27 protein-coding genes are annotated in these 26,210 nt (G+C 54.5%); 21 read left to right on the top strand and 6 right to left on the bottom strand.

From position 1 onward, the window contains the following. Positions 1 to 3 precede the first annotated feature (3 nt). The 6 genes from BN4275_RS14960 (at position 4) to BN4275_RS14935 (ending at position 8,296) form a co-directional block, all read left to right on the top strand. Positions 4 to 2,115: an acetate--CoA ligase family protein gene (locus tag BN4275_RS14960; protein ID WP_066459727.1), complete on the top strand. Its 2,112-nt coding sequence runs from the start codon at positions 4 to 6 to the stop codon at positions 2,113 to 2,115. A 37-nt stretch (positions 2,116 to 2,152) separates the two neighbouring features. Further along, on the top strand, positions 2,153 to 3,211 hold the full coding sequence (locus tag BN4275_RS14955) for a Leu/Phe/Val dehydrogenase (protein WP_066459726.1): 1,059 nt from the start codon (positions 2,153 to 2,155) through the stop codon (positions 3,209 to 3,211). Between the two features lie 49 nt (positions 3,212 to 3,260). Next, on the top strand, positions 3,261 to 4,454 hold the full coding sequence (locus BN4275_RS14950; RefSeq protein ID WP_066459724.1) for a M20 family metallopeptidase: 1,194 nt from the start codon (positions 3,261 to 3,263) through the stop codon (positions 4,452 to 4,454). An 80-nt stretch (positions 4,455 to 4,534) separates the two neighbouring features. After that, entirely contained in the window at positions 4,535 to 5,866 is a 1,332-nt protein-coding gene (locus BN4275_RS14945; protein WP_066459722.1) for an NCS1 family transporter, read from the top strand. A 69-nt stretch (positions 5,867 to 5,935) separates the two neighbouring features. Continuing rightward, complete coding sequence (hydA, locus tag BN4275_RS14940) at positions 5,936 to 7,369, top strand: dihydropyrimidinase (protein ID WP_066459720.1); 1,434 nt, start codon at positions 5,936 to 5,938, stop codon at positions 7,367 to 7,369. 150 nt (positions 7,370 to 7,519) lie between these two features. Beyond that, positions 7,520 to 8,296 (top strand): IclR family transcriptional regulator, encoded by a 777-nt coding sequence (locus BN4275_RS14935; RefSeq protein ID WP_066459718.1) that lies wholly within the window; start codon positions 7,520 to 7,522, stop codon positions 8,294 to 8,296. Between the two features lie 139 nt (positions 8,297 to 8,435). Here the strand turns inward: BN4275_RS14935 and BN4275_RS14930 are convergent, their stop codons facing one another. Together BN4275_RS14930 and BN4275_RS14925 are read right to left on the bottom strand one after the other, a co-directional pair. Further along, positions 8,436 to 8,795: a molecular chaperone Hsp90 gene (locus tag BN4275_RS14930; protein WP_066459716.1), complete on the bottom strand. Its 360-nt coding sequence runs from the start codon at positions 8,793 to 8,795 to the stop codon at positions 8,436 to 8,438. Between the two features lie 127 nt (positions 8,796 to 8,922). Next, on the bottom strand, positions 8,923 to 9,303 hold the full coding sequence (locus tag BN4275_RS14925) for a cell division protein SepF (protein ID WP_066459714.1): 381 nt from the start codon (positions 9,301 to 9,303) through the stop codon (positions 8,923 to 8,925). Between the two features lie 244 nt (positions 9,304 to 9,547). Here BN4275_RS14925 and BN4275_RS14920 point away from each other — a divergent pair, with 244 nt between their 5' ends. Continuing rightward, positions 9,548 to 10,921, top strand: a complete 1,374-nt coding sequence (locus BN4275_RS14920; protein ID WP_066459712.1) for an MFS transporter — start codon at positions 9,548 to 9,550, stop codon at positions 10,919 to 10,921. Positions 10,922 to 10,933: 12 nt separating this feature from the next. Continuing rightward, entirely contained in the window at positions 10,934 to 12,748 is a 1,815-nt protein-coding gene (gene uidA, locus BN4275_RS14915) for a beta-glucuronidase (RefSeq protein ID WP_066459710.1), read from the top strand. A 41-nt stretch (positions 12,749 to 12,789) separates the two neighbouring features. Here the strand turns inward: uidA and BN4275_RS14910 are convergent, their stop codons facing one another. The 4 genes from BN4275_RS14910 to hydF all read right to left on the bottom strand — a co-directional run bounded on the left by BN4275_RS14910 (position 12,790) and on the right by hydF (position 16,880). After that, complete coding sequence (locus BN4275_RS14910; RefSeq protein ID WP_066459709.1) at positions 12,790 to 13,527, bottom strand: amino acid ABC transporter ATP-binding protein; 738 nt, start codon at positions 13,525 to 13,527, stop codon at positions 12,790 to 12,792. A gap of 12 nt (positions 13,528 to 13,539) precedes the next feature. Then, positions 13,540 to 14,295, bottom strand: a complete 756-nt coding sequence (locus BN4275_RS14905) for an amino acid ABC transporter permease (protein ID WP_066459707.1) — start codon at positions 14,293 to 14,295, stop codon at positions 13,540 to 13,542. A 28-nt stretch (positions 14,296 to 14,323) separates the two neighbouring features. After that, positions 14,324 to 15,223, bottom strand: coding sequence for a transporter substrate-binding domain-containing protein (locus BN4275_RS14900; RefSeq protein ID WP_066460498.1), 900 nt, complete (start codon positions 15,221 to 15,223; stop codon positions 14,324 to 14,326). A gap of 463 nt (positions 15,224 to 15,686) precedes the next feature. Then, positions 15,687 to 16,880 (bottom strand): [FeFe] hydrogenase H-cluster maturation GTPase HydF, encoded by a 1,194-nt coding sequence (gene hydF / locus BN4275_RS14895; protein ID WP_066459705.1) that lies wholly within the window; start codon positions 16,878 to 16,880, stop codon positions 15,687 to 15,689. Positions 16,881 to 17,055: 175 nt separating this feature from the next. Here hydF and BN4275_RS14890 point away from each other — a divergent pair, with 175 nt between their 5' ends. The 13 genes from BN4275_RS14890 (at position 17,056) to BN4275_RS14830 (ending at position 26,121) form a co-directional block, all read left to right on the top strand. After that, complete coding sequence (locus BN4275_RS14890) at positions 17,056 to 17,502, top strand: GNAT family N-acetyltransferase (protein ID WP_066459703.1); 447 nt, start codon at positions 17,056 to 17,058, stop codon at positions 17,500 to 17,502. 166 nt (positions 17,503 to 17,668) lie between these two features. After that, positions 17,669 to 18,247: a LemA family protein gene (locus BN4275_RS14885; RefSeq protein WP_066459701.1), complete on the top strand. Its 579-nt coding sequence runs from the start codon at positions 17,669 to 17,671 to the stop codon at positions 18,245 to 18,247. Between the two features lie 4 nt (positions 18,248 to 18,251). Next, complete coding sequence (locus BN4275_RS17590) at positions 18,252 to 19,085, top strand: TPM domain-containing protein (protein ID WP_079988302.1); 834 nt, start codon at positions 18,252 to 18,254, stop codon at positions 19,083 to 19,085. A gap of 176 nt (positions 19,086 to 19,261) precedes the next feature. Continuing rightward, positions 19,262 to 19,927: an HAD hydrolase-like protein gene (locus tag BN4275_RS14875; RefSeq protein WP_066459697.1), complete on the top strand. Its 666-nt coding sequence runs from the start codon at positions 19,262 to 19,264 to the stop codon at positions 19,925 to 19,927. A 55-nt stretch (positions 19,928 to 19,982) separates the two neighbouring features. Further along, positions 19,983 to 20,615 carry a lactate utilization protein gene (locus BN4275_RS14870; RefSeq protein ID WP_066459695.1) on the top strand — a complete coding sequence of 211 codons (633 nt, stop codon included), beginning with the start codon at positions 19,983 to 19,985 and terminating at the stop codon, positions 20,613 to 20,615. An 83-nt stretch (positions 20,616 to 20,698) separates the two neighbouring features. Continuing rightward, entirely contained in the window at positions 20,699 to 21,607 is a 909-nt protein-coding gene (locus tag BN4275_RS14865; protein WP_066459693.1) for a DMT family transporter, read from the top strand. 4 nt (positions 21,608 to 21,611) lie between these two features. Then, positions 21,612 to 22,343, top strand: a complete 732-nt coding sequence (locus tag BN4275_RS14860) for a gamma-glutamyl-gamma-aminobutyrate hydrolase family protein (RefSeq protein WP_066459691.1) — start codon at positions 21,612 to 21,614, stop codon at positions 22,341 to 22,343. A gap of 35 nt (positions 22,344 to 22,378) precedes the next feature. After that, positions 22,379 to 22,579, top strand: a complete 201-nt coding sequence (locus BN4275_RS14855) for an LPXTG cell wall anchor domain-containing protein (protein ID WP_066459689.1) — start codon at positions 22,379 to 22,381, stop codon at positions 22,577 to 22,579. Between the two features lie 234 nt (positions 22,580 to 22,813). Next, positions 22,814 to 23,494, top strand: coding sequence for a cobalamin biosynthesis protein CobQ (locus BN4275_RS14850; protein ID WP_242863687.1), 681 nt, complete (start codon positions 22,814 to 22,816; stop codon positions 23,492 to 23,494). A 40-nt stretch (positions 23,495 to 23,534) separates the two neighbouring features. Further along, positions 23,535 to 23,741, top strand: coding sequence for a 4Fe-4S dicluster domain-containing protein (locus BN4275_RS14845; RefSeq protein ID WP_066459687.1), 207 nt, complete (start codon positions 23,535 to 23,537; stop codon positions 23,739 to 23,741). Between the two features lie 51 nt (positions 23,742 to 23,792). After that, the gene (locus tag BN4275_RS14840) at positions 23,793 to 24,839 is read left to right on the top strand and encodes a 3-methyl-2-oxobutanoate dehydrogenase subunit VorB (RefSeq protein ID WP_242863686.1); all 1,047 of its coding nucleotides are present in this window, start codon (positions 23,793 to 23,795) and stop codon (positions 24,837 to 24,839) included. Then, positions 24,839 to 25,594: a thiamine pyrophosphate-dependent enzyme gene (locus BN4275_RS14835; protein ID WP_066459680.1), complete on the top strand. Its 756-nt coding sequence runs from the start codon at positions 24,839 to 24,841 to the stop codon at positions 25,592 to 25,594. The genes BN4275_RS14840 and BN4275_RS14835 overlap by 1 nt, the downstream gene beginning before the upstream one ends. After that, positions 25,591 to 26,121 (top strand): 2-oxoacid:ferredoxin oxidoreductase subunit gamma family protein, encoded by a 531-nt coding sequence (locus BN4275_RS14830; protein WP_066459678.1) that lies wholly within the window; start codon positions 25,591 to 25,593, stop codon positions 26,119 to 26,121. The genes BN4275_RS14835 and BN4275_RS14830 overlap by 4 nt, the downstream gene beginning before the upstream one ends. Positions 26,122 to 26,210 lie beyond the last annotated feature (89 nt).

The raw sequence follows: 26,210 nt of genomic DNA, 5'->3' as shown, positions 1-26,210 counted from the left end.
TGGATGAGAGCGCATGATTTGGATTGCCTCTTTTACCCGGATTCAGTCGCGGTGGTCGGCGCGTCCAACCATCCGAGCAAAGCGTCCTACCATGTAATACATAACATGCTGAAAGACGGGTACAAAGGCAGAATTTATCCGATAAACCCCAAGGAGAGCGAAGTTCAGGGCCTCAAATGTTATCCGGCGCTGAAGGATATTCACGAGAAGGTCGACCTTCTGGTCATCGGCATTGGGGCTAAATTTGTACGCGAAGTGTTCTATCAGGCCCAGGAGCGGGACGATATCAAAGGCGCGATTATCATTTCCGCCGGCTTTGCCGAAACTGCGATCCCTGAACGGGTCGCATGGCAAAAGGAGATCGCGGAAATTTGCAGGGAGAAGGGCATTCGTCTGTTCGGGCCGAACTGCAATGGCATTATGAACGCGGAAAACGGGATCAACACCTCGTTTGCGCCAGGCGTGAAAATGCGGCTTGGGAATGCCGCCTATTTTTCCCAGTCGGGCGCGCTGGGCGGAACGCTGGTCGTCTTTGCGGGCGAGCAGCCGGTCCCGATGGGCTTTAACAAATGGGCTCATATGGGCAATATGTCCGACGTGACCAACATCGAAGTGCTGCGGTATTTCGGATCAGACGACGCGATCGATGCGATTGCAGGTTATATGGAGAGTGTGCGGGATGGGCGTGAGCTCATGGAAACCGCCGCCCAGATCACTTGTAAAAAGCCGGTCCTGGTTCTCAAGGTGGGCCGCACCGAACTCGGCTCCCGCGCGGCACAGTCGCATACTGGTAGCCTGGCAGGGTCGGATGCCATCTACGAAAGCGCCTTTAAACAGTGCGGTATCGTACGTGTGCAGGATGTGGAGGAGCTTACCAATGCGATGAAAGCGATCTCTTTCTGCAAGAAGATGAAGGGCAACCGTGTGGCGGTCCTGACCGAAGCGGGGGGACCGGGAATCATCTGTATGGACGCGCTGGTTGCGGGCGGCGTGGCCGAACTGGCCCCGATGTCCGAGGCGACCCGCGACCGGCTGGTGGAGTGTCTGCCGGAGATGGCGATGGTCTGCAAACCCAACGGCTATGTCGACATGTCGGCCGCCGCGATGGAAAAGGAGCACGAGGAGGCGCTGCGCGCCGTGCTCGAGGACGATCAGACTGACGGCGTGATCATGATTTCGCTCCCGCCGACCTTTTTGCCCGCCCTCGAAGTGGTCAAAGGGCTTGTCCCAGTCATCAAAGCGTATCAAAAACCAGTATTCCTCTGCCTGTTCAAGGGAGAAGCGATGGCTGAGGCCCGCGCTTACCTGGAGGAGAACGGCATTCCGACGTTTGACACGCCGAATCAGGCGGCACAGGCGATGGGCGACCTGATCCGTGCTTCCCGAAATCTGGGTGAGGTGCGTTTTACCCGCGGCAGCGAAGCGGAAAATCCGCATCCGCTGGTAAAACAGGCGCATGAAGAGGGCCGCAACCTGCTTGAGCCGGAAGCGATGAATCTGCTTCGGGATTACGGGATTCCGGTCGGAAAGTTTGGATGGGCGAAGAGCCGTGCGGAGGCTGGAAAACTGGCCGATGAAATTGGATATCCGCTCGTCATGAAGATTGTTTCTCCACAGATCATCCATAAGAGCGATTACGGCGCGGTGAAGCTCAACCTGCAAAACCGCACGCAGGTCGAGGAGGAATACGATAAACTGATTGCCCATGTGCTCTCGCTTAAGCCGGACGCTGAAATGAAAGGGGTCATCCTTGCGCCAATGGTGAATGGCGGCGTGGAGGTGATCGCGGGCATGGTGAAGGACCCGCAGTTCGGCCCGTCGATCATGTTTGGCAGCGGCGGCATCCTGGTTGAACTGCTCAAGGACGTGAGCTTCCGCATCGCGCCGCTGCGGGAGCAGGACGCGGAGGATATGATCCGCGAGACCAAAGCCTACAAGATGCTTTGCGGTATGCGCGGGGATAGCCCGAAGGATATCGGCGCAATGGTAAACCTGCTGGTGAGCCTCGGCCGGCTTGCTGCGGAGAACCCGATGATCCAGGAGATCGATCTCAATCCGGTCAAAGCGCAGGAGCAGGGGATCAATATATTGGATGCGCGCATCATCATCGGATGATAAAAAGAATACTTTTATATAGTCGGAGGAAGAAATTATGTTTGATACCATTGCCGAATACGGCCATGAAAAAATTGTGTATTGCTACGAGCCCGATGTCAATCTGCGTGCAATCATCGGTGTCCACAGCACCGCGCTGGGTCCTGCGGTAGGAGGCTGCCGGATGCGCAAATACGCAACCGACGAGGAGGCGCTGTTCGATGTGATGCGTCTGTCCCGCGGCATGAGCCTGAAAAACGCGGCGGCGAACCTCGGTGTGGGCGGCGGAAAAAGCGTGATCATCGCCGACCCCTTCACGGAGAAAACCCCGGAACTGCTGATCGCTTTTGCGGAGGCAATCGAATCGCTCGGCGGCATCTACTGGACTGCGGAGGATGTGGGCATGTCGGTAGACGACCTCAACCTCATCTGCCGGCACACCAAATATGCCATGGGCGGGACCGAAAACCCCTATGGCCTCGGCGACCCGTCTCTGCCGACCGCCTACGGCGCTTTCTTGGGAATCAAGGCCGGCGCGGAGATCAAAATGGGCATTACCGACCTCTCTGGCGTGAAGGTTGCGCTACAGGGCGTTGGGAACGTCGGCACCCAGCTGTGCGGGCTTCTGACCAAGGCGGGCGCGGATGTCACCGTTACCGACGTAAACACCGCCCGTGTTGAAAACGCGGTGAAGGAATACGGCGTCAAGGCGGTTGCGCCGGACGACATCTACGACGTCGACTGTGACATCTTTACGCCTGCGGCCTTCGGCGGTTCGATCAATGAAAATACCATCCCCCGCCTGACGGCGAAGCTTGTGGTCGGCCCGGCCAACAACCAGCTGCTCAAGGACTCCGACGCGGTGCTGCTTGCGAAACGGGATATCTATTTCATTCCGGACTTTATCGTCTCCTGTGGCGGCGTTACGATGGGAACGGCGGAAATGTTCCATCTGACCTATGATGAGGCGTTCAAAAAAATCGAGATCGTTACCAGCAATGTCCACGAGGTCGACCAGATCGCCCGCACCAGGGGAATCACAACCAACGAAGCGGCGCTCGAAATGTCCTGGGGCCGCATCCGCGCGACAAAGGCAGCCAAAAAAACCGCGAAATAAAAGGCTGCAGCCGTAACCGACGGATCGAATCTGAGAATGGGGTGACAAGATGAACGGCAAAGAAAAACAGGTGTGCGATTATCTGGAGGAAAAACGGGACGATATCATCCGGCTTCTGCAGGACCTTGTCTCAAAGGAGAGCGTCAATCCGCCGGGAGACACCCGCGGCGCGGCGCAGGTGATTCTTGATAAGCTGGGCGAATACCGGATTCCCTGTCTGGAGATCGTTTCGAACGAAGTGCATAAAAGTCTCCTTGCGACCATCGGTGAAGGCAAACAGAACCTGCTGTTCAATGCGCACATTGACACGGTGCCGGTTGGAGACCTGCAAAAATGGACGACTGACCCCTTCAACGAGCCGCTGCATGGGAACATCATGTATGGCCGCGGCTGCGCGGACGACAAGGGCGGCGTGGCTGCAATGGTCATGGCGATGTGCGCGCTCAGGCGCTGCGGTATCGATCTGAAGGGGCGGATGACCGTGAACCCGGTGGCGGACGAGGAGACCGGCGGGGAGAACGGCGCGAAGTATCTGCTCGAAAACGGCTATCTCAAGCCGGATATGGTGGTTGTCGGGGAAATCACAACCAACGAGGTTGCGATCGTACACAAGGGACTGGTTTGGTTCAAGATCACTTCGAAAGGCAAAACCGCGCATGCCAGCACCCCTTGGGACGGCGTGAACGCCATCAGCAAAATGGTGGGCTTCCTCCATAAAGTGGAACAATATTATAAGGAAGAACTCCCCCGGCACATCGATCCGCTGACCCCGCCAGCCACCTATAATATTGGTACGATTGAAGGCGGCCCCAAGGTGAACGTCGTTTCTGACATCTGCACAGTGATGCTCGACCGCAGGATGCTTGCGGAAGAGAGCCTGGAATTTGTGGAGAATGAACTGCAAAAATTGCTGGATGAATACAAAGCGGAGGACCCGGAAGCGGACATCACTTTTGAATGCGTAAACTATTCGCCGTCCCTGCGCACAAGCCCGGATGAGGAGCTGGTGAAAAAATCACTCGCGGTGGTCTCAGAATTCGGTAGAAATGATCAGCCGGTCGGCTATAAGCAGTCGAGCGACGGACGGTATTTCTCCGTGCGCGGCATTCCCACTGTACTCATCGGCCCAGGCGTCGCTTCGGTGGGGCACACTCCGGATGAAAACATTGATGTCAGGGAAGTGGTTGAGTGCGCAAAAATCTATGCTGTGCTGGCGATGCGCCTGCTCGGATATAAGGAGTGACCCAACCCCGGCTCCGTATGCCGGAAAACAGATCGGACAAACGGAAAAGAGGCACTGACAAATGTAGAGGAGGCATTGGAATGAGCAAACAGGCGGAACACAAGGTAGACCTAACCAGAGTCCCCGATGACAGGCGGTTATTTGGAACCGTCAGCTATATGCTGATGTGGTGGTCGTCGGTCATTGTCATCCAGGGATTCATGCTCGGACAGAGCATGCTTCCGCCGGTGGGCGGGCTGAATATCTTTCAGGCGCTGACCGCGATGGTTGTCGCAAGCCTTACCCTGGCAATTTTCTTCTCGCTGAACGGTTCGGCTGGGCTCAAATACGGCATTCCCTTTGCGATCCATTCCCGTTCATCCTTTGGCGTCAAAGGGAGCAAGATCGCGACCCTCCTGCGCGGAGTTCCAGCTCTGTTCTGGTTCGGCATCGCCACCTGGATTGGGGCGGATGCGATCGCAATGGTCACCCAGACAATGTTCGGATTTGGAAACACCATGGTTTACTTCTTTATTTTCCAGATTCTCCAGGTGATTCTGGCGGCCTCCGGTATTCAGTCGATCAAATGGTTCGAAAGCTCAATGGCGATTATCATCGTTCTGATCATGGGCTATATGATGATCAGCATTTCCCAGAATTTCGGCGATCAGCTCACCGCAAATTGGACCTCGGCAGGAAGCTGGGGCATGCCGTTCATCACTTCGGTTGTCGCGCTGGTCGGCGCGGTGTTCACCAGTTCGGTAAACAACTCGGATCTGACCCGTTATCTCAAAAACAGCCAGAAGGTCAACTGGATCGGCCATCTCGCAGGTATTCCGATTTCAAACGCTTTCCTCGTTGGCTTGGGCATCATGTCCGGCGCGGCGGTTGGCGAGTGGGACCCGGTCAAAGCCCTGGTCAAGATCGCCCCGAACACCGCTACCGCGATGCTGATTCTGATCTTTATCGCGCTCGCGCAGATTACCACAAACCTGACGATGAATGTTCTGCCTCCAGCGCTCACGCTGATGGATTTTGTCCCGAAGATCGGATGGAAAACCTCCTGTGTGATCGTCGGCGTGCTTGGCGTCGTCACCTGTCCGTGGCTGCTCTTCAACAGCCAGGGGTTCTTCGGGCTCATCAACGCATATTCCGCATTCCTTGGTCCGGTGCTTGGCGTCATGCTGGCGGATTATTTCTTCATCCGTAAACAGACCCTCGATATCGACGAGCTCTATAAAGAAAATAACACCAAATACCGCTTTACAAACGGCTGGAATCTCGCGGCGCTTATCGCGGTCGGTATTGGCGGAATCTTCGGCATTATCTTTAACAGCCTTTCCTGGCTGGTTGCCATGCCGATCGGTCTGGTCGTTTACATGATCCTGTATCCGATCATCTATAAAAACCATGACGCGAAGGTTAAGGCGTAAGTTCGGTTCGTAGCGCTGCCATCGGAAGATGACATCACATTAATTAATAAGGACAAGGGAGGATGAATCATGGATCTCATTATCAGAAACGGCACGGTCGTATCCCACAAAGGCAGGCAGATTGCAGATGTCGCCGTTAAAGACGGAAAAATTTTCGCGGTCGGTTATCTGGGCGATATGAAGGGCAACAAGGAGATCGACGCGAAGGGAAAATTTGTGATTCCCGGCGGCATCGACACGCACACCCATCATGAAAATCCGTTCCAGGGCTGCTGCGGCGGCGATGATTTCTACACCGGTTCGATTGCGGCCGCTTGCGGTGGAACCACTACCATGATGGACTTCTCGATCACTGACCCGGGCAGCCTGCCGTACGAGTTTGCACAGGGCCGCATCAAAAAAGCGCTTGACCGCGGCATCGTCATCGATTTCAGCTTCCACTGCTGCCTCAAAGAGATGAGCGATGCGATCCTCGAGCAGGTCAAAGATGTGATCGATCTGGGCCTTGCGTCGTTTAAGGTGTACATGGTTTACGCGAAAGAGAAGATGATGATGGACGACGGTATGCTTCTCGACCTCATCAAGGAAGCTACAAAATATGGCGGCCTTGTGGGCGTCCATGCCGAAAACTGTGCGATCGCGGACTATAACGTTGCAAAAGCGATCGAGCGGGGCGATGTCGACTGGATGGCGCACGCCACAACAAAACCGAATCTTGTGGAATATGAGGCAATCCAGCGCGCAATCACACTGGCGCGCAGCTGTGACACCGCAATGTATATCTATCACATGTCCACCAAGGAAGGCGCCCAGATGCTGATGGACGCACAGGCGGAGGGACGCCCGGTCTATGCTGAGACCTGCGCGCATTATCTGCGCCTGACAGACGAGATCTTCACGGGCGACGACGGATATCTCAACCTGCTCAGCCCGCCGCTGCGCAAAAAAGAGGACCAGAACAAGCTGTGGGAAGCGCTCAGCAAAAAGGCGATTTACTGTACTGGTTCCGACCATGCGCCTTTTACCATCGCGGAAAAATCTATGCGGCTTGAAAAAGGCCCTGATGGAAAGTTTATCCATGACTTTACCAAGGTTTGCAACGGCGCGCCCGGCATCGAGCTCAAGCTGCCGACCCTGATAAACGGCGTTAGCGAAGGGAAGATTACCTGGGAGCAGCTGGTCTTTGCAAACAGCTACGGCGCGGCAAAGATTTTCGGCATGATGGGTAAAAAGGGCGAGCTTACCCCGGGAGCGGACGCGGACATCGTCATCGTTGACCCGAACAAGGAAAAGACCATCACCGGTCCGGAAGTGCTGCATATGCACTGCGACCACACCCCGTACAAAGGCCTGCATTTCCAGGGCTGGCCGGAGATGACCATCCTGCGCGGCAAAATTATCGTCAAGGATGACGAGTGGGTCGGCGACAAAGGCGACGGCGAGTTCGTCAAACGCAGGATCGAGCCGGAAGTGCTCAAGACTTCTTCCTGGTACAAAGACTGATATCCCACGTCACATTTCATCAACATACTGCCCAATGGGCGTGCGCGTCATACGTGGTACGCGCACGCCCATTTCTTTTTTTCAGAAAATATGATAAAATAAGACACGGTAAAATGAATTTGTGCCCGCAGGGCAGATCGGATGTGCAGTATGATCGATCATGAAAAAAAACCGGTCTTGCAGTCGGTTGCAAATGCGCTCGATATATTGAAGCTTTACAGCGACAGCGAACCGGAGCTGGGGATCAGTGAGATCAGCAAACGCATGCAAATTGGAAAGTCGACCGCTTTCCGGCTGGTTTCCACCTTGATGTATGCGGGATTTTTGGAACAAAATCCGGAGAATTCCAAATATTACCTTGGGACTGCGCTGCTGCAGCTGAGCAGACTGGTGATGAATCGTATGAACATTATCCGGGATGCGCACCCGTACCTTGTAAAGCTGTCCGGCAAGATTGGGGAAACCGTACACCTTGTGGTGCTAAATGGATATAATGCCATGTTTGCCGATAAGGTGAAAGGTACCAGCATTGCCAATATGGGTTCCTCTATCGGGGTGACGATCCCGGCGCACGGGACCGCGAGCGGAAAGGTCCTGCTCAGCTATAAGAGCGACGAGGAGATTGAGGACTATCTGCTCCATGTAAAACTCGAACAATATACCCTGCATTCCCTGACCCGTCCGGAACAGGTCAGGGAAGCGATTGCGAACGCCCGCATAAACGGGTATGCGGAGGACCTTGAGGAAACGGAGGAGGGACTGCGGTGCCTCGCGGTTCCCATCTTCAACTTCAATGGGAACCCAGCGGGTTCAATCAGTATTTCGGGAGCGTCTTCCCGCATGGAGCGCAACTGGAGCGTTTACTTGGAGGAGATCCGTGCGGCAGCGGCAGAAATCTCTCAGAAGTTGGGCTACCGGCAGCCCTGAAGATAAAAGGACGCCGATCCTTTATTAAAAGTGAAACCGCGGCTGGCATTTTGCCAGCCGCGGTTTGGTTCTTTAGCAGTTGTAATACTGCCTTGCAGACGAACTGCTTCAGTTGGATATTCCTTTTTCCTTCCCGCAATTATTTGAGAAGGAGCTCCTTTTTTTCGAGAATCGCAGCCACAGCGATACACGCCGGACAATCGCAGAAATTTGCACCGGCGGCCTTGATGTCCTTTGCATGGGCGGCAATGTTTTTTGCGGCGTCCGCGCCAAAATACCGGGAGCCGGCATCGGATTCTGCAAAACCGATCAAATTGTCAATGGGCATAATATCTGCTTCCAGCTCATCGATATATTTTTTCGTTTCCGCCGCTTCCTTTTCGGTTCCAACGGCATCCAGCCAGTCCTGCGCCGCAGCTTTGGTTTCTCTGCTGCATGTGGGGGCGTTTATGAGTTCGTGCGTCTTTTCAATCACAAAATCCAATGCGCTTTTATCCATATTGCTGCTCCTTCTTTCCCTGGAATTTGTCTATATAGTACCATATTTATTCCGTTTTCGCAAATTTTGTTTGGAACAGAAAAGGCAAGGGCCGTGTCCGGTCCTTGCCGCTTTGTTTCAGAAAAGGTCAAAAGAAAAACTCGGGGTCCTGTGTAAAACTGCACTGGAAATCTGCATAATAAGGGAGGAGCAGATAAGTGGTGCGGGCGATCCGCTCCAATTTTGCATTTTTCGCGTATGCTGCTCCGGCGAGGAAATCGAGCAGGCGTCGGGTGTCCTCCGCAGGCATGTCCGTAAGGTTGAGGACAACCGCGCGGTTGGCGCCCAGATGATCAGCGGCCTTGAGGGATTCCTGATAGGTCGTTGGCCTCATAAGGACAGTTTGAAAGGGATCCGCGCTTGCCGTGGTTTTGCATGCGGATTCCGCGGCTGGCTCGCTGGGAACATCCTCATAAAAATCGTCTTCCGGATAACCGATCCATGATTTCCATTTTTTTGCAAGGCCCATAATAACCTCCATCAATCAAAACAGCGTACAAAAATCTTTCTATATTATAGCGCAAGATACGCTCTATTTCAAGTGACAGCGGCGTTTTACCAAAATTGACCATCCAAAAAGTTCCTAAAACGGAAGATTTCCCCCCAAAGACCTGTATGCGGATGGAAAGCAATTTACATCCTCCTGTAATAGAACGCGTCCGATTACGCAATAATAGTACCATCCTGCTGAAAACGAATAAAGGATTGGGACTATGAAAAAAATAACATTTCGCAATAAACTTGGCTATATGCTTGGCGATGTGGCCAACAATATGACATTTGCAATGTCAGCGACCTTCCTGCTGTCCTTTTACACTGATGTGGCGGGGATTTCCGCGGCAGCGGCCGGCACGCTTTTTCTGGTGGCGCGGTTTTGGGACGCGGTAAATGACCCGGTCATGGGCGCGATTACCGACAAGCTGTTTGCACGCCGGCTGCGCAGAAACAAAGGAAAACAGGTGGATAAATTTAAACCGTTCCTGCTGCATGGATCCTGGATTGTCGTGGCGGCGGCAATCCTGATGTTTTTCATGCCGTCCGGTTTTTCTACGGTTCAGCGGCTCGTATGGGCGTATGCGACCTATATTGTCTGGGGAATGGCGTACACCTTCGTCAACATCCCATACGGTTCGCTTGCGGCCGTCATGACCCAGGATACTGCCGAACGCGCCTCGCTTTCAGTGGCGCGCGGGATCGGCGGCACAGTCGGAAACCTGGTGCCGCGTATGCTTGTGCCGCTCATCCTGAGCGCCTTCGCGGACGAAGCGCGCGGTTATCTGGTTTCGATGGTTGTGATGGGCGCGATTGGGATCGTATCCTATCTGATCGCTTACTTTTCAGTCGACGAAAACATCAAATCCGCTGTTCCGGCGCACCGTCCGGAGGAGGACGGCATCCACTTGCTCGCCTACCTGAAGGTGCTTATGCATAACCGACCATTTATCGCGGTTTCAGTTGCTTCGATTTCAATGATCTTCGGCATCATGATCAACGGCTCGATGTTGATTTTTTACTTCAAAAATAACCTCAACGCATTCGAACTGATGGGTGTGACCACCATTATCAGCATGGTGCCTTCGCTGCTCATCGCCCCGTTCCTTTCAAAACTGGTGCGTAAATTCGGCTTGCAGAAGACCGCTTCGGTGGGAAGTTTGATTGCCGGGATCGTATTCGGCGCAATGTTTCTGCTGCCGGACAATATCTGGATCTATATTGTGCTTTCATTCCTGTCGGCAATCTTTATGAATGTACCGAATTCTCTTGTCTGGGGGATGGTGTCGGACTGCATCGATTATAACCAGTACCTGACAGGCAACCGGCAGGAGGGTGTGATATACGGTTCTTACAGCTTTGTGCGCAAGATGGGTCAGGCACTTGCGGGCTTTCTGGCGGGGGTGGGGCTGGAACTGGTCGGTTACAATGCAAAGCTGCTGGAGCAGACCTTTGGGACGCTGCTGGGCATCAAATTCCTGACGCTGGGATTTCCCGCGATCGGTATGCTGATCGCATTTGTGGCATATCAGTTTATCTGGAATCTTACACCAGAAAAACAGGATGAGATTTTGAAAAAAATCAATGAAGAATAAGGAGTTTCAACGATGACAAATTCATTTTTATATCCAATTGAGAGCAAAACGCGGCAGGTAAAGGACCTTTGCGGTCTGTGGAAATTCAAACTTGACAAGCATAACGAGGGCCGTGCGGCTGGCTGGAAGGACGGGCTTGCCGGGACCATCCCGATGGCGGTGCCGTCGAGCTACAACGACATCTTCACCCAGAAGGAGCTGCGGGAGCATGTCGGAGACGTCTGGTATCAGACCGAAACCTACATCCCCAAAGAATGGAAGGACCGCGAAGTGGTCCTACGGTTTGGTTCAGCCACTCACAGCGCAGTGGTTTGGGTGAACGGCGTGCAGGTCGCGCAGCATCAGGGCGGCTATATGCCATTTTCGGCGCGTCTCAATGAAGTTGTGACTTTTGGAGAAAGATGCAGGATCGTCGTTGTGGTCAACAACGAATTGAGCTACACCACCATCCCGACTGGTGTGCAGAAAACCCTGCCGAACGGGCGAAAAGTGCAGTCCCCGTTCTTTGATTTTTTCAATTACGCGGGCCTGCACCGTCCGGTCAAACTGCTGGCGCTGCCGAAGGAGCATATCCATGATATCACGGTGAGTACCGACTTTGCAGATGGTGAAGGGAAGATCCGTTATGATATCACAGCTGCAGGCGAACACAGCGTAAATGTTGAAGTGTTCGACGAAGCCGGAAATCAGGTTGCCAGCGCACATGGGAAAACTGGTGAAGTCGCGATCAAGGACGTGCGTCTCTGGGAACCCGGCAACGCTTATCTTTACGATTTTAAGGTCACGCTGGCCGAAGGGGAGGAGCTGCTTGACGAATATGTCCTGCCGGTTGGTATCCGTTCGGTCGAAGTAAAAGGTAACCGTTTCTTTATCAACAAAAAGCCATTCTACTTTAAAGGATTCGGCAAGCATGAGGACTGCGCGATGCACGGCCGGGGATATGACCCGGTGGTCATGCTGCGCGATTTCGAGTTGCTGCGGTGGATTCATGCCAATTCGGTCCGCACAGCACATTATCCCTATTCGGAGGAGTTTATGCGCCTGTGCGACCGGGAAGGGCTGGTCGTTATCGATGAGACGCCCGCTGTGGGGCTTTTCGACCAGCTGATGAACTTTCTTGGCGCGGGCACCGGCAAACAATCCCGTTTCTTCGAGCGGGAGATTGTTCACACTGAGACAATCGAAAACCATAAAGATGCGATCCGGGAACTTGTTCTGCGGGATAAGAACCATCCCAGCGTGGTGATGTGGTGCCTTGCGAATGAGCCGGACTCCTCACTTGCGCAAGCGGAGGATTACTTTGAGAAGATTTTTTCCTATGCGCGTACGCTCGACGTACAGAAGCGCCCGATGACCTTTACCAATATCATGGTGGCACCATATGGAAGCTGTAAAGTCAGTCACCTTTCTGATGTGATCTGCCTCAATCGGTATTACGGCTGGTATGTGAATGGCGGCCCGGACATTGACATTGCCCGGGAAAACTTTGAAAAGGAGCTCGAACAGTGGTCCTCCACCGGCAAACCGATCATCCTCACCGAATATGGCGCGGACACGATGCCTGGACTCCATAAGCTTCCAAGCGTTATGTGGTCGGAGGAGTATCAGGAGGAATACCTCAAAATGCAGCATGAGGTATTCGACAGCTGCGACAGCGTGGTTGGCGAGCAGATGTGGAACTTCGCCGATTTCCAGACATCTGAGGGGATCATGCGGGTTGACGGAAACAAGAAAGGTGCCTTTACACGTGATCGTCAGCCAAAGGCGGCGGCGTATCTCCTGCGCGAGCGCTGGAAAAAGATCGACAGCAGAAACTACAAAGCATAAAAAAGGCCCGCATCCCGATGGATGCGGGCCTTTTTTCAATTTTACGAAAGGTACCGGGAAAGAAACTCCCTGGTACGTTCATTTTTCGGATTTTTGAAGACCTGCTCGGGAGGGCCTTCCTCTACGATTACGCCTTTGTCCATAAAGACCACGCGGGAAGCGACATCCTTGGCAAAGCCCATCTCGTGCGTGACGACGATCATCGTCAGCCCTTCACGCGCAAGCTGTTTCATGACGTCCAGCACGTCGCCGACCATCTCCGGATCGAGCGCCGAAGTCGGCTCGTCGAACAGCAGAATTTCAGGGTCCATACAGAGTGCGCGCGCAATCGCGACGCGCTGGCGCTGTCCTCCTGAAAGCTGCGCTGGGGAAGCGCCGGCAAAATCGCTCATTCCAACCTTATTGAGGTAGAATTCCGCTTTCTTCTGGCTTTCCTCCTTGGAGCGTTTGAGCACGGTCATCTGGCCGATCATGCAGTTTTTCAGAACGCTCATATTATTAAAGAGATTGAACGACTGAAAAACCATACCGACTTTGACGCGGTGCTTATTGACGTCGATCTCACCGGTAAGGATATCCCTGCCATGCAGCAGGATCTGACCGCCATCCGGCGTTTCGAGCACATTGATGCAGCGCAGCAGGGTGGATTTCCCGCTGCCCGACGCGCCGATCAGGCAGATGACGTCGCCCTTATCGATGCAAAACTGGATGTCATTTAAAACTTCCAGCTTTCCGAAATGCTTTTTCAGGTTTTTGATTTCCATCAAATGTTCTGACATCGTGGCGCCTCCTTAAGCGTGCTTATGCTTGATTCGTGCTTCCGGAACCGTCTGTGAGGTGGGGTAGCTGGCCGGTGGACGGTTCATACGGATTTCGATCAGGCGTAGAATCCGGGTGGTGGTAAAGGTGAGCACCAGATAGATCAGAGCGGTGACAAGGAATGTGTCGGTATATTTGAAAATACTGCCCGCGATCTTGTTTGACTGGAAAAACAACTCGGTTACCGAGATCGCGTTAAGTACCGACGAATCCTTGATGTTGACAACGAATTCATTGCCGATGGCGGGGAAAGCGTTTTTAATCGCCTGGGGCAAAACCACGTGGAACATCGTCTGTCCCGAGGTCATGCCGATACTGCGGGCGGCTTCGATCTGTCCCACATCGACGGCCTGGATGCCGGCACGCAGGATTTCCGCCATGTATGCGCCGGTGTTGATCGAAATGATGCAGATACCGGCGGTGATGGGGTTCCAGTTGAAGACCGGTTTAAGGCCGTAATAGAGGAAAACAGCCTGTACCATCATCGGCGTGCCGCGGAAAAATTCCACATAGATGCTGGTGATGAGAAAGATAACCCGCTTGGAAAGGCGTGTCATAAAGGTATCGCGCGGTTCGATCTTTGCGGAGATCGAGCGGATGCTTCCAACAAACAGGCCGATCACCAAACCGATGATGGTACCGGTCAGAGAGATGAGCAGGGTCGTTTCGATGCCGGCCCAGAACATCGGCCAGTACTTTTCTGCGATTTTAATTGCCGAGGCGATCATATCACAACAATCCTATCTTTTTATGTTCTTATTCCTGGGAAGGCTGACGGTTGGTGGCGTCGATCATCCACTGCTGGCGGGTTTCCTCGTCGGCAGAATCAAGCGCGCCCTGGACTGCTTCAAGCAGTGCGGAATTGCCTTTCTTCACGGCAATCGAAACGGAAGTGTCAGCCTGGAAGCCCTTGTCGGGTTCAAATTCGACATATTTGAGATCCGGGTTGCTGGTTACAACGCCCACGGCGACCGGAAGCTCCGCAGTCAGCGCGTCCACTTCTTTGTTCTGCAGCGCGGCGACCATCAGCGGGTAGGTGGCCAGGGAAGTGACATGGTCGACGCCTTCAATCTGATCGATGACCGTGTCATAGAGAGTATTGGTCTGGCCCTGCACCTTTTTGCCGGAGAGCTCCTGAATGTCGGTGACATTCACAAGATCACTGTCCCCGCGCACGATGATGACCATCTTGCTCTCATAATACGGGGTGGTGAAGTCGACGTTTTCAGCCCGTTCGGGAGTGGCGGTCATACCGGCGATGATCGCGTCGATTTCGCCATTGTTGACAGCCGGCTCAAGACCTTCCCACGCGATCGGTTTGACGACCAGTTCAAGTCCGAGCTTGTCCGCGATATATTTGCCGACAACAACGTCGTAGCCATCCGCGAAGGAGGCGCTGCCGATGTCGACCGCAGTTTCAGTCTGTTCAAGCTGGGTCCAGTTGAAAGGCGCGTAGGCGCACTCCATACCGACGGTGAATTTGCCTTCAGTAACGGTGGTGAAAGTGCCGTCCGCATCCGCCGGTTCAGAAGCTGTGCCGGACGGGGCGGCGGAGGCCGCCGGCGCGGGTGCGCTGGAGCCGGAGTCGGAGGAACCGCAGGCGGCAAGCGCCAGGGTCATCATCAAAGCGAGTGTGAGTGCAATGACTTTTTTCATTTTACATTCTCTCCCAAATACAATTTTCAGTTTCAAATTCGGACAAAGCGGAAAAATCTGCATAATACTCCATCTTTGTCTATGTGTTACAGTTTATGTTGTCGAAGCGGTAAAGTCAAGGGCTTTTCCCGGTTTCTATACGGAATCTTTATAATTTCTATGTGAATTTATACGAAAATTCAACATGCAGGAATGCCTGCATTCCTGCATCCTGTGACACGCTCAAAATGCCTGTGCAGCGCGGAATAGGCTGTCCGCGTATCGGGAAAGGGCCGCGCTGTTTATGCCCTGTTTTTGGGGGCTTTGCACCGATTTGGAAAGATGGACGCCGCGGAAGAATTCTCCTGCTGGGTTGTCCGCCGCAGAAAAACAGTCCGCAGAAAAAGAACTTCGTCTGCAAGCGGCTTTTTTATTGAAAATGCATAAAAGCAGGCCGCTTGCTGCAAACGGCCTGCCAGGATGATTAAAAATAGGAGATGTTGTCGAGGATACCGGTGAGCTTTGCGAGCGCCACGCCGTAATTGGTGATCGGAACGCCCTGAGCGCGGGCTTTTTCAATGCGCGAGAGGACATAACGGCGGTTGAACATGCAGGCGCCGCAATGGATGATCAAACTGTAACAGGACAGGTCCTCCGGAAAGTCCGGGCCGCTCACCACGTCGACTCCCAGCTGTTCGCCAACTTTTTTGCGCAGCATCCGCGGAATTTTCACCCGGCCGATATCTTCGGCGAGCGGCGCGTGGGTGCAGGCCTCTGCAATCAGCACGCGGGAGTCCGGCGTGAGCGAATCGATCGCGGCCGAACCGTCCACAAAGGCGTGGATGTCCCCTTTGACCGCGGCCATCAGAACCGAGAAGGAGGTCAGCAGGCTTTCGGGGGGCTTTTTTTCGTACACGGTCTGAAAAGCTTGGGAGTCGGTGATAATCAGCTTTGGCGGTTTTGCGAGCGCCGCGAGGCCCGCGTCGAGCTCGCTGGTGGCGACGCTCATGATGAGGCAGTGGTTGTCGAGCAGATCGCGGATGGTCTGCACCTGCGGCAGGATGAGGCGCCCTTTCGGCGCTTGAATGTCCTGCGGCATCACGAGCAGCACAAGGTCGCCCGGCCCGACCAGCCCGCCGGTGATGCTTTTGCGTTCGTAATCCTCCGGAAGCTGACGGATGACGGCTTCGACAACGTTTTTGATCCCGCTGTGCTCCTTGGCAGAAACGACAACCGGGAAGAGAGAAAAATGCTCGTGTATCGTCTTTGCAATCTCCGAAACGTTGGTCAGGATGTCCGACTTGTTGACGACCGCGATAACGGGAATCCCGTGTTCCCGCAGCATCGAAATCCAGGCGGATTCCTGTTCAATGTCGGTGTCGCAGAAGACGACGATCGCAACGTCGGTCTTTTTGACCGCGTCCTGGGTGCGCTCGACGCGCAGCCGGCCAAGCTCGCCCTCGTCGTCAAAGCCGGCGGTGTCGATCAGCATGCAGGGGCCGATCCCATTGATTTCCATCGCTTTGTAGACCGGGTCGGTGGTGGTGCCGGGAATATCCGAGATGACCGCGGTGTGCTGATTGGTGATCGCATTGATCAGCGAGGACTTCCCGCTGTTTCGTTTGCCGTAGATGCCGATATGAAGCCGGTTCGCACTGGGCGTATTGGTTAAGCTCAAACAGATCACATCCTTCATGTCATGCAAAACGCAAAATCACGTTTTGCAAGCATTAACTATAGCATATCCGCTTGTATTTCGCAATATAAAAAGTTTTAGAAAAACCTGCCCGGCTTGCAAAAAAAAGTGGTTGCGGATATAATAACAGCATCATTTAATAAAGGAGAATCAGAAATTGATCAGAAAAGTGACCGCAGAGGATCGGGAAGTCTTTTTGCCCATGCTCCGTGAATTCTACCATTCACCGGCTGTGCTGCATCCGATCCCCGGGGATCATTTCGAACGCACCTTCGCACAGATCGCGGCGGGCAGCCCGCTTCTGGAGGCGTATCTTTTTGTGGAGGAAGGCGGGATCGCGGGCTATGCGCAGATTTCCTATACCTGGTCGAATGAAGCGGGGGGCCTGTGCGCTTGGATTGAAGAAATCTATGTGCGGCCGCAGTTTCAGGGGAAAGGGATCGGCGCGCGCTTTTTTCGGGAATTCGAAGAAAAGTCCCAGGGAAAGATTTCCCGTATCCGGCTTGAGGTCGAAGCGGATAACACTGGCGCGTCCCGGCTTTATGAACGGCTGGGCTTTGAAAAGATGCCATACCTGCAGATGTATAAGGAACTGGATGTTTGAGGGTGCGCGGCTGGGAAACCAGCCGCGTTTTTATCCTTCATGAAATTTTCTGAAATAAATCGCAACCGATTTGTGAACTCTAAGAGTATAACCTTGTAAACAAAAATCCGGCATGCTAGAATGATGCTGGCTTATCAAAATTTTATCAAAGGGGACGAACTGTAGCATGAAAAAATTGTCCGGTGGGATGATTGCCTTAATTGTAATCGTTGTCTTGCTTGTGATTGCCGTGTTTACGCTTGTGGGGGCATACAATGGCATGGCAACCCTGCGGGAAAACGTCGATACCCAGCAGTCGGCCATCCAGACCCAGCTGCAGCGCCGGTCGGATTTGATCCCGAACCTGGTGAATACTGTGAAGGGACTTGCGGCCCAGGAGCAGGCGGTGATTGACAGCGTGACAGAGGCGCGCGCCCAGCTTTCCGGCGCGCAGGGGATGCAGGAGCTGGCCGCTGCCAATGACAACCTTTCGAGTGCGCTCTCACGGCTTTTAATGGTGGTGGAGAACTACCCGGAAATCCAGTCGAGCCAGGGATATATCTCCCTGATGGACGAGCTGGCCGGGACCGAAAACCGTATCTCGGTGGCGCGCGTCGATTATAACGAGGCCGTCAAGAGCTACAACAGCAAAATTATCACCTTTCCCAATAACCTGCTTGCGGGGATGTTTGGCTTTGTGAAGGCGGAATACTTCGAGGCGCCCGAATCGGCCCAGTCAGCGCCGAGCGTCGATTTCACGGCTTAACGGGATGAAACAGCGGATAAAAAGGATATTCCCGGCTGCTGCCGCCCTGCTTTTGACGCTTGGACTTTTCTGTGGGGCGTCCTATCCAGCTCCAACACGGGATTTCTTCGTAAACGACTACGCGAATGTGCTCTCCCAGTCCACGAAGGATTATATTATGGACAGATCCGCTTCGCTTGACCAACAGACCGGCGCCCAGCTTGTGGTGCTGACGGTCGCTTCGCTCGACGGGCAGGATCGGGACAGCTATGCGCTCGGCGTGGCGCGTGCGTGGGGGATTGGCAGCAAGGAAAAGAATAATGGAGTGCTCTTGCTGCTCGCGCCGGATGACGGTGAAATCAAGGTCGAAGTTGGTCGCGGGCTTGAGGGCGCGCTCAACGACGCGAAAGTTGGCCGGCTGATCGACACCTATGCGATCAGCTCCTATAAAGAAGGGGATTTTGACACCGGTACGCGGGAACTCTATAACGGGCTGCTTTCGGAGATCCTGGTCGAATACGGGTTGGATGCGCTTCCGGGATATGAAGCGATCCCGGAGGAATCGGAGGAAAGCGATTTTGGAGATCTGCTCGTCATCCTGGTTGTCATTCTGGTGTTCGTTTCAATCTTTTCGCGCGGGCGGCGCGGCAGAAACCGGCGGAAAGGCCCGTGGGACGACGATGACGACGATCACCATTTTGGCGGCCCATTCTTCTTTGGCGGATTCGGCGGCTTTGGGAGAGGCGGCGGAGGCGGCTTTGGCGGAGGAGGATTCTCCGGCGGAGGCGGCTTTGGCGGAGGAGGATTCTCCGGCGGAGGCGGAAGTTTTGGCGGGGGAGGCTCCGGGAGAAGTTTCTGACCTGGCTAAAAGAACGGCGGACGCCGCGCAAAATATGCGCGGCGTCCGTTTCGTTTTGATGCACCGCCAGAGGCCGCTTGTGCAAAAAATAGCCGCAAAGCGGCTGTTTTTAGTTGAGTGCGGCCCTGCGCCGTGTTATAATCTGTTTTGCACAATTTGAAAAGAGGGAATACCAGATGAAGTATGAAGTGGTGCTTTGGGATTTCGACGGAACGATGGTGGATACTTCCGAAGGGATTTTTCAGTCGTTGCGATACGCGTTTGACAAGATGCGCTTACCGGCGCCGTCAGGCGAAATCCTCAGCAAGTTTATCGGTCCGCCGCTGACCAGGATCTTTCGGGAATGTGTCGGCCTGGATGACCGGCAGGCCGCGGATGCGGTCCGCTTTTTCCGGGAAGATTACCGGGAGCGTGGGATTTTTGTTGCAAAGGTCTATGGCGGGATTCATGAGCTGGTTCTGAAATTAAAGGCAGCCGGAGTCCGCAACGCGGTTTCCACTCTGAAGCCGGAACGGATGGCGCGCCAGCTCCTGGAGAAATACGGCATGCTGGATGCGCTGGAAACCTGCTGTGGGACGGTGGAAAGCCGGTCGGAGAACATTGACAAGTCGGAAATCATTTCACGCACGCTTGACCGGATGGGTTATACGGACCTTGCGAAGGTGGTTATGATCGGGGACACCGGCCATGACGCCTCCGGCGCGTGCAAGGCAGGTGTGGACTTCATCAGCGCGGCGTACGGCTATGGGTTTCGGTTTGCCGGAGAAAAGCTTCCGGCAGGCCTTCCGGCCGCAGGCAGCGTCGCTGAACTGGAACAGATTTTGTTGGCGGATACATTGTAAAACGAAAAGAAACATTGTAAAATAAAGAAAATGACTGCAAACGGAGGGAAGAGACATGGACGCCAATTTACATACCATCATCGAAAAGCGGATCAACCGGACAATCGGGAACCTGCAGAACAATAAAATGGACGCCTACTATGTAAAGACCTGTGCCGAAGCGGTAAAGCTTTGTGAAGAGCTCTGCCCGGAAGGCCAAACGGTTTCCTGCGGCGGTTCCGCGACGCTGGATCAGTCCGGGATAAAGGCGCTTCTGCGCTCTGGAAAATATCAGTTCCTCGACCGGGAGGCAAAGGGGGCGGACCCGGCGCAGATCATGCACCAGGCTTTTTCGTGCGACACCTATTTTACCAGTACGAACGCCGTGACCGAAAATGGGGAGCTTTACAATGTGGACGGGGTCGGAAACCGTACAGCGGCAATGCTCTACGGCCCGAAAAGCGTGATCGTTGTCGCGGGTTACAATAAGATTGTCACCGATCTCGATGCCGCGCGCGACCGCGTGCGCAGCATTGCCGCGCCCGCGAACGCCGTGCGGCTTGACCGCAAAGTTCCCTGTAAGGTGCTGGGCAACTGCCGGGACTGCCGCAGCGATGAACGTCTCTGCTGCGGTTTTGTGGTGCTTGCGCAGCAGCAGTTCAAAGGGAGGATCAAGGTGATCCTCGTCGGCGAAGAGCTGGGCTTCTGAGCGAAGGCGATGCCGGAGCTGTACCGGCCGGGAAAACGGCCGGTACAGGCTCCTTTTCTTTCTATACGCAGAAAATAAAAGGGATGGATGATTTGAAAGCGCGATACTACCTTTACATTGTCACGGCGGCATTTCTATGGGGAATGATCGCCCTGCTATACAATGAGCTTGCCGCCGGTGGGCTCAGCCAGATGCAGGTGGTTGCGGTGCGCGCGCTGGTTTCTGGCGTACTGCTTACGGGCTATCTGGCGATTTTTGACCGTGGAGCGCTTCGGATCAACTGGAAGGACTGCTGGATCTTTGCCGGGACCGGGATGCTCAGTTTTGTGCTTTTCAACTACTGCTACTTTATGTCGATCGATCTGGTTTCCGTATCGGTATCGGTTGTGTTGCTCAATACCGCGCCGATCTTCATCATGATCATCTCCGCAATCTGCTTTCATGACCGGATCACCCGCAAAAAACTGGTGGCGCTGGTCATCACCATCACCGGCTGTATTTTGGTGACGGGCGTGCTGAACGCGGACCCGGCGGCCTTCTCTCCAGCGGGAATCCTATACGGAGTGGCGTCCGGTTTTTGTTATGGGCTTTACAGCGTCTTTGGAAGCCTCGCCGTGCGGAAAGGTTACAGCAGCATCACAATCACTGCCTATACGTTCCTGTTTGCGGCGCTCGGTTCGCTGCCGCTTTGTTCGCCCGCGAAACTTTTCCCACTGCTGCATGGAAAAACTTTGCTCGCGGCGCTGGCAATCGGCGCGCTGGTGACGCTGCTGCCGTTTTTGCTTTTTACGAAAGGGCTCACCCGGATCGATTCCGGAACCGCTTCGATCATTGCGACAATGGAACTGGTCTTCGCGTCTCTGGTTGGACTGCTTATCTTGGGGGATTCCTTCACTTGGGGGAAGCTCGTGGGCGACCTGCTCATCATTTTTTCGGTCATTACGCTCAACACAAAACTGTTTGATAAAAATACTGTGCAAACTGGGGGTTGATCCGATGCGTAAACCTGTAATTGGAGTGACGCCGCTTTATGACGACGCGATGGCAAGCGTCTGGATGCTGCCGGAATATCTTGACGGCGTGACGGAAGCGGGAGGAATTCCTGTTATTCTGCCGCTCGAAGGTGATCCGCAGACAATTTCCCAGCTGGCGGGGGAATGCGACGGATTTCTGTTCACCGGCGGGCATGACATTGACCCGATCCTTTACGGGGAACAGCCGCGGCCCTACTGCGGCAACTGCCACGCTGTCCGCGACCGGATGGAAACACTTTTGTTTCAGAGGGTATTGGAGGCGGATAAACCGGTGCTCGGCATCTGCCGTGGGCTGCAGTTTTTAAACGTCGCGCTCGGCGGGAATCTCTACCAGGATCTGGAGGAGCAGCACCTGTCGATCATCCGTCATAAGCAGCAGAAACCTTACGAGAAACCATCTCATGCAGTGCAGATCCTGCCGGATACACCGCTTTTTGAAATCTATGGCCGCGATCGGATCATGGTCAACAGCATCCACCATCAGGCGGTACAGGAGCTGGCCCCGGCGCTGAGCGCGGCGGCGCTCTCGGAAGATGGGCTCGTTGAGGCCGCTTACATGCCTGGCCGGGAGTTTGTGCTGGGGGTACAGTGGCATCCGGAATACCTGCTGCGCGGGGATGAAAATCAGTATAAGCTTTTCAGTGCGTTCGTGCGCACCTGTGTTGACAGTTCGCGGGAAACCGCTATAATATAAAGAAATGTTCTGATATTTTACAGGGGGATCTATTGATGCAGCTTTTTTTCAAACGTTTTGCCGTGCTTCTGCTGGCGGTTGCCACCTTTGTGCTGGTATCGGTTCCATCTTTTGCGCTGCTGCCCGAAACAGGAGACGGCTCCGGTTCGACAATGGTGCTGATCGGCGGGCTGCTGATTCTTGCGGTGGTGCTGGTGATCGTATATGTGATCCTCTCCAAAAAAAGGGGCCGTTAGGCGTTACCGAAGGATAAAAGAGCCTCTGCCGGTAACGGGAGAGGTTTTTTGTTGGATTTGCACTTTATCGGTGCAATAACGAAAAGCGTGCTTGTGGAAAAACTGGAATTTTGCCCAACCTGTTGTGCGTTTCCTTGACAGATGTTATAATAAACGAATAGCCAGAAGCAAAATGGGCAGCGGCCTGTTCGCACTGGCTGTGATCGAAAAGGATTTTGGAAGGGAGGCGGCCGTTTGCTGGAACAATTGAAGCGGATTGTCGTTGTCGTGGGGCACTACGGCAGCGGGAAAACCAACCTGGCGGTAAACCTCGCGCTGGACTATAAAAAAATGGGTCAAAATGTGACGCTTGTGGATCTGGACATCGTGAACCCTTACTTCCGCAGCGCAGATTTCGCAGGGCTCATGGAGGAACAGGGGATAGGGATGATCGCGCCTGTTTACGCGGGATCAAACCTTGACATCCCCGCGCTGACGGCGCATCTCGACGTGGAGATCGAAACCGAGCGTCAGCTCATTATCGACGTCGGCGGCGACGATGCGGGCGCCGCCGCTCTTGGACGCTACAGCGGCAAAATCAAAGCTTCTGGCGGCTGTGACATGCTCTATGTCGTAAACGGCTACCGGTATCTGACCCGGACCGCCGAAGATGCATCCGAGGTGCTCGACGATATCCAGGCGGTGTCGCGGCTTTCGGTGACCGGCGTGGTGAACTGCTCGAACCTGGCGGATGAGACCACCGCGCGGGATGTGGCGGATACGGCGGATTTTGCTGCGCGTACAGCCCAAAAGTACGGCGTGCCGGTACTTTTCACCGCCGCTGACGAAAGGATCGCCCCGGAGCTGGAGGGCCTGATGCCCGCCGGGATGGTGTATCCGGTTAAAATCTATGTAAAAAAGCCGTGGGAGGCATAAAACTCCTGACGACTCCGAAATTAAGGAGGTGCTAGAAAGAATGGCGAAGATGACAGTAAATAACAACACCTGCAAAGGCTGCGGACTTTGTGTGGACGTCTGCCCGAAGAAGATTATTTTTCTGGACAAAGCGGTCCTGAATGCAAAAGGCTATCATCCCGCGACCGTTTCCGATATGGAAAAATGTATCGGATGCGCGATGTGCGCGATTATGTGCCCGGACTGCGCAATTACTGTAGAGAAATAGACGTGTGGGAAAGAAGGTATTGAAATCATGGCTTCTAATCAGAAGGTCCTTATGAAAGGAAATGAGGCGCTCGCTGAGGCCGCAATCCAGGCCGGCTGCCGTCATTTCTTCGGCTATCCGATCACGCCGCAGACCGAAGTCGCGGCGTATATGGCCAAACGCATGCCCAAAATCGGCGGTACATATCTGCAGGCGGAATCCGAAGTTGCCGCAATCAATATGATCTACGGCGCGGCGTCCGCGGGCGTGCGGGCGATGACCTCGTCCTCTTCGCCGGGCATCTCGCTCAAAACCGAGGGTATTTCGTATCTGGCCGGTTCCGACCTGCCCTGCCTCATCATCAACGTGCAGCGCGGCGGCCCGGGCCTTGGCGGCATTCAGCCCTCCCAGGCAGACTACTGGCAGGCAACACGCGCCCCCGGCCACGGCGACCTGCATGTGCTGGTTTTTGCACCGTCCACCATCCAGGAGATGGTCGACATGGTGTTCGATGCCTATGAGCTGGCCGACACCTACCGGATGCCTGCGATGATTCTTGCGGACGGTATGCTCGGACAGATGATGGAGCCGGTCGTTTTTCCGGAAAAGGAGATCAAGAAGATCGATAAGAGCGGCTGGGCCACCGATGGACATCAGCACAAACGCCTGCACCACATCACCAATTCGCTTTACCTGCAGCCGGATGAGCTGGAGCACAACATCGTAGAGCGGTTCAAACGCTACGAGATCGTGAAGGCGAATCATGCGAAGGCGGAGGAATATCTTGTGGACGACGCGCAGTTCGTTGTCGTCGCATACGGTGCGACCGCGCGTATTGTGCGCAGCGCGGTCAATTCCGCCCGTGAAAAGGGGATCAGGGCCGGCATGATCCGCCCGCTGACCCTTTGGCCATATCCCGTCGCGCCGATCGCGAAAGCGGCGGAGCACGCAAAGGCATTCCTCTGCGTTGAAATGAGCATGGGCCAGATGGTGGACGACGTGCGCCTTGCCGTGAACGGAAAAGCCCCGGTAGAGTTCTTCGGACGCACCGGCGGCATCATCCCAACCCCGGCAGAAGTGCTTGAGGTTCTTGAAAAAATGGCAGGAGGTGACCGGTAATGGCAATTGTTTACGAGAGGCCGCACGCCCTTCTGGACGTTTCGACCCATTATTGTCCCGGCTGCACCCACGGCGTAATCCATAAACTGGTCGCCGAGGTGCTGGACGAACTGGATGTGGAGGGCAAAGCCATTGGCGTCGCGCCGGTTGGCTGTTCGGTGCTTGCATATAATTATTTTGGCTGTGACATGATCGAAGCCGCGCATGGCCGCGCCCCGGCTGTTGCGACCGGTGTGAAGCGTTCGCTGCCGGACAATGTGGTGTTTACCTACCAGGGCGACGGCGACCTTGCCGCAATCGGCACTGCGGAGACGGTCCATTCGGCAACCCGCGGCGAGAACATCACCATCATCTTCGTCAATAACGCGATCTACGGCATGACCGGCGGTCAGATGGCGCCGACCACCCTGCCGGGCCAGGTCACCCAGACCACGCCGTACGGACGTGATGTGTCGATGGCGGGCTTCCCGGTGCGTGTCTGTGAGATGCTCTCCACCCTAAGCGGCGTGGCATATGCCGAACGTGTGGCGGTGGACAGCGTCCCGAATATCCGCAAGGCGAAAGCCGCGATCAAAAAAGCGTTTACCTGCCAGGTGGAGAAAAAAGGTTTCTCAATTGTCGAAATCCTTTCGACCTGTCCGACCAACTGGGGCCTCACCCCGAGCGAAGCGCTCCAGTGGCTGCGTGACAACATGATGCCTTACTATCCGCTAGGTGTCTATGCGGACAGGACGGATAAGGGGGTAAGAGCATGACTCAAAATATGCTGCTGGCCGGTTTCGGTGGACAGGGTGTCCTGTTTGCCGGTAAGATCATCGCTTATTCCGGCCTGATCGAGGAAAAATATGTCTCCTGGCTGCCTTCTTACGGCCCGGAGATGCGCGGCGGCACCGCGAACTGTTCGGTGTGCCTTTCGGACGACCCGATCGGTTCTCCGCTGGTGCTGACCCCGGACCTGCTCGTCGCGATGAACCTGCCTTCCTATGATAAATTTATTGACAAGGTTGCCCCCGGCGGCATCGCTGTGATTGACAGCGCGCTCATCGATAAAAAATGTGAGCGTGACGATATCAAATGTTTCTATGTCCCGGCCACTTCGCTGGCCGATTCGGAGGGACTCAAGGGACTTGCAAACATGATTATTCTGGGTAAAGCGCTCAAGGAGAGCGGTTTCGCTTCCCTGGAAACGGTGGAACAGGCGATCCTCAAATGCGTCCCGCCGAAGAAACAGCATCTTGCGGAGCCGAATGCAAGAGCGGTCAAACTCGGCATGAGCTTATAATGAGAAGGTGCGCACTGTGAAAACGGTGTGCACTTTTTTTCCGTTTGTGGTAGAATAGATCTCGTACTTGAAAAATCGAAAGCTGGTGA

Origin of the sequence: Anaerotruncus rubiinfantis (assembly GCF_900078395.1) — a bacterium.
GTDB classification, from domain to species: domain Bacteria; phylum Bacillota; class Clostridia; order Oscillospirales; family Ruminococcaceae; genus Anaerotruncus; species Anaerotruncus rubiinfantis.
This window is presented reverse-complemented; position numbering and strand designations above follow the sequence as displayed.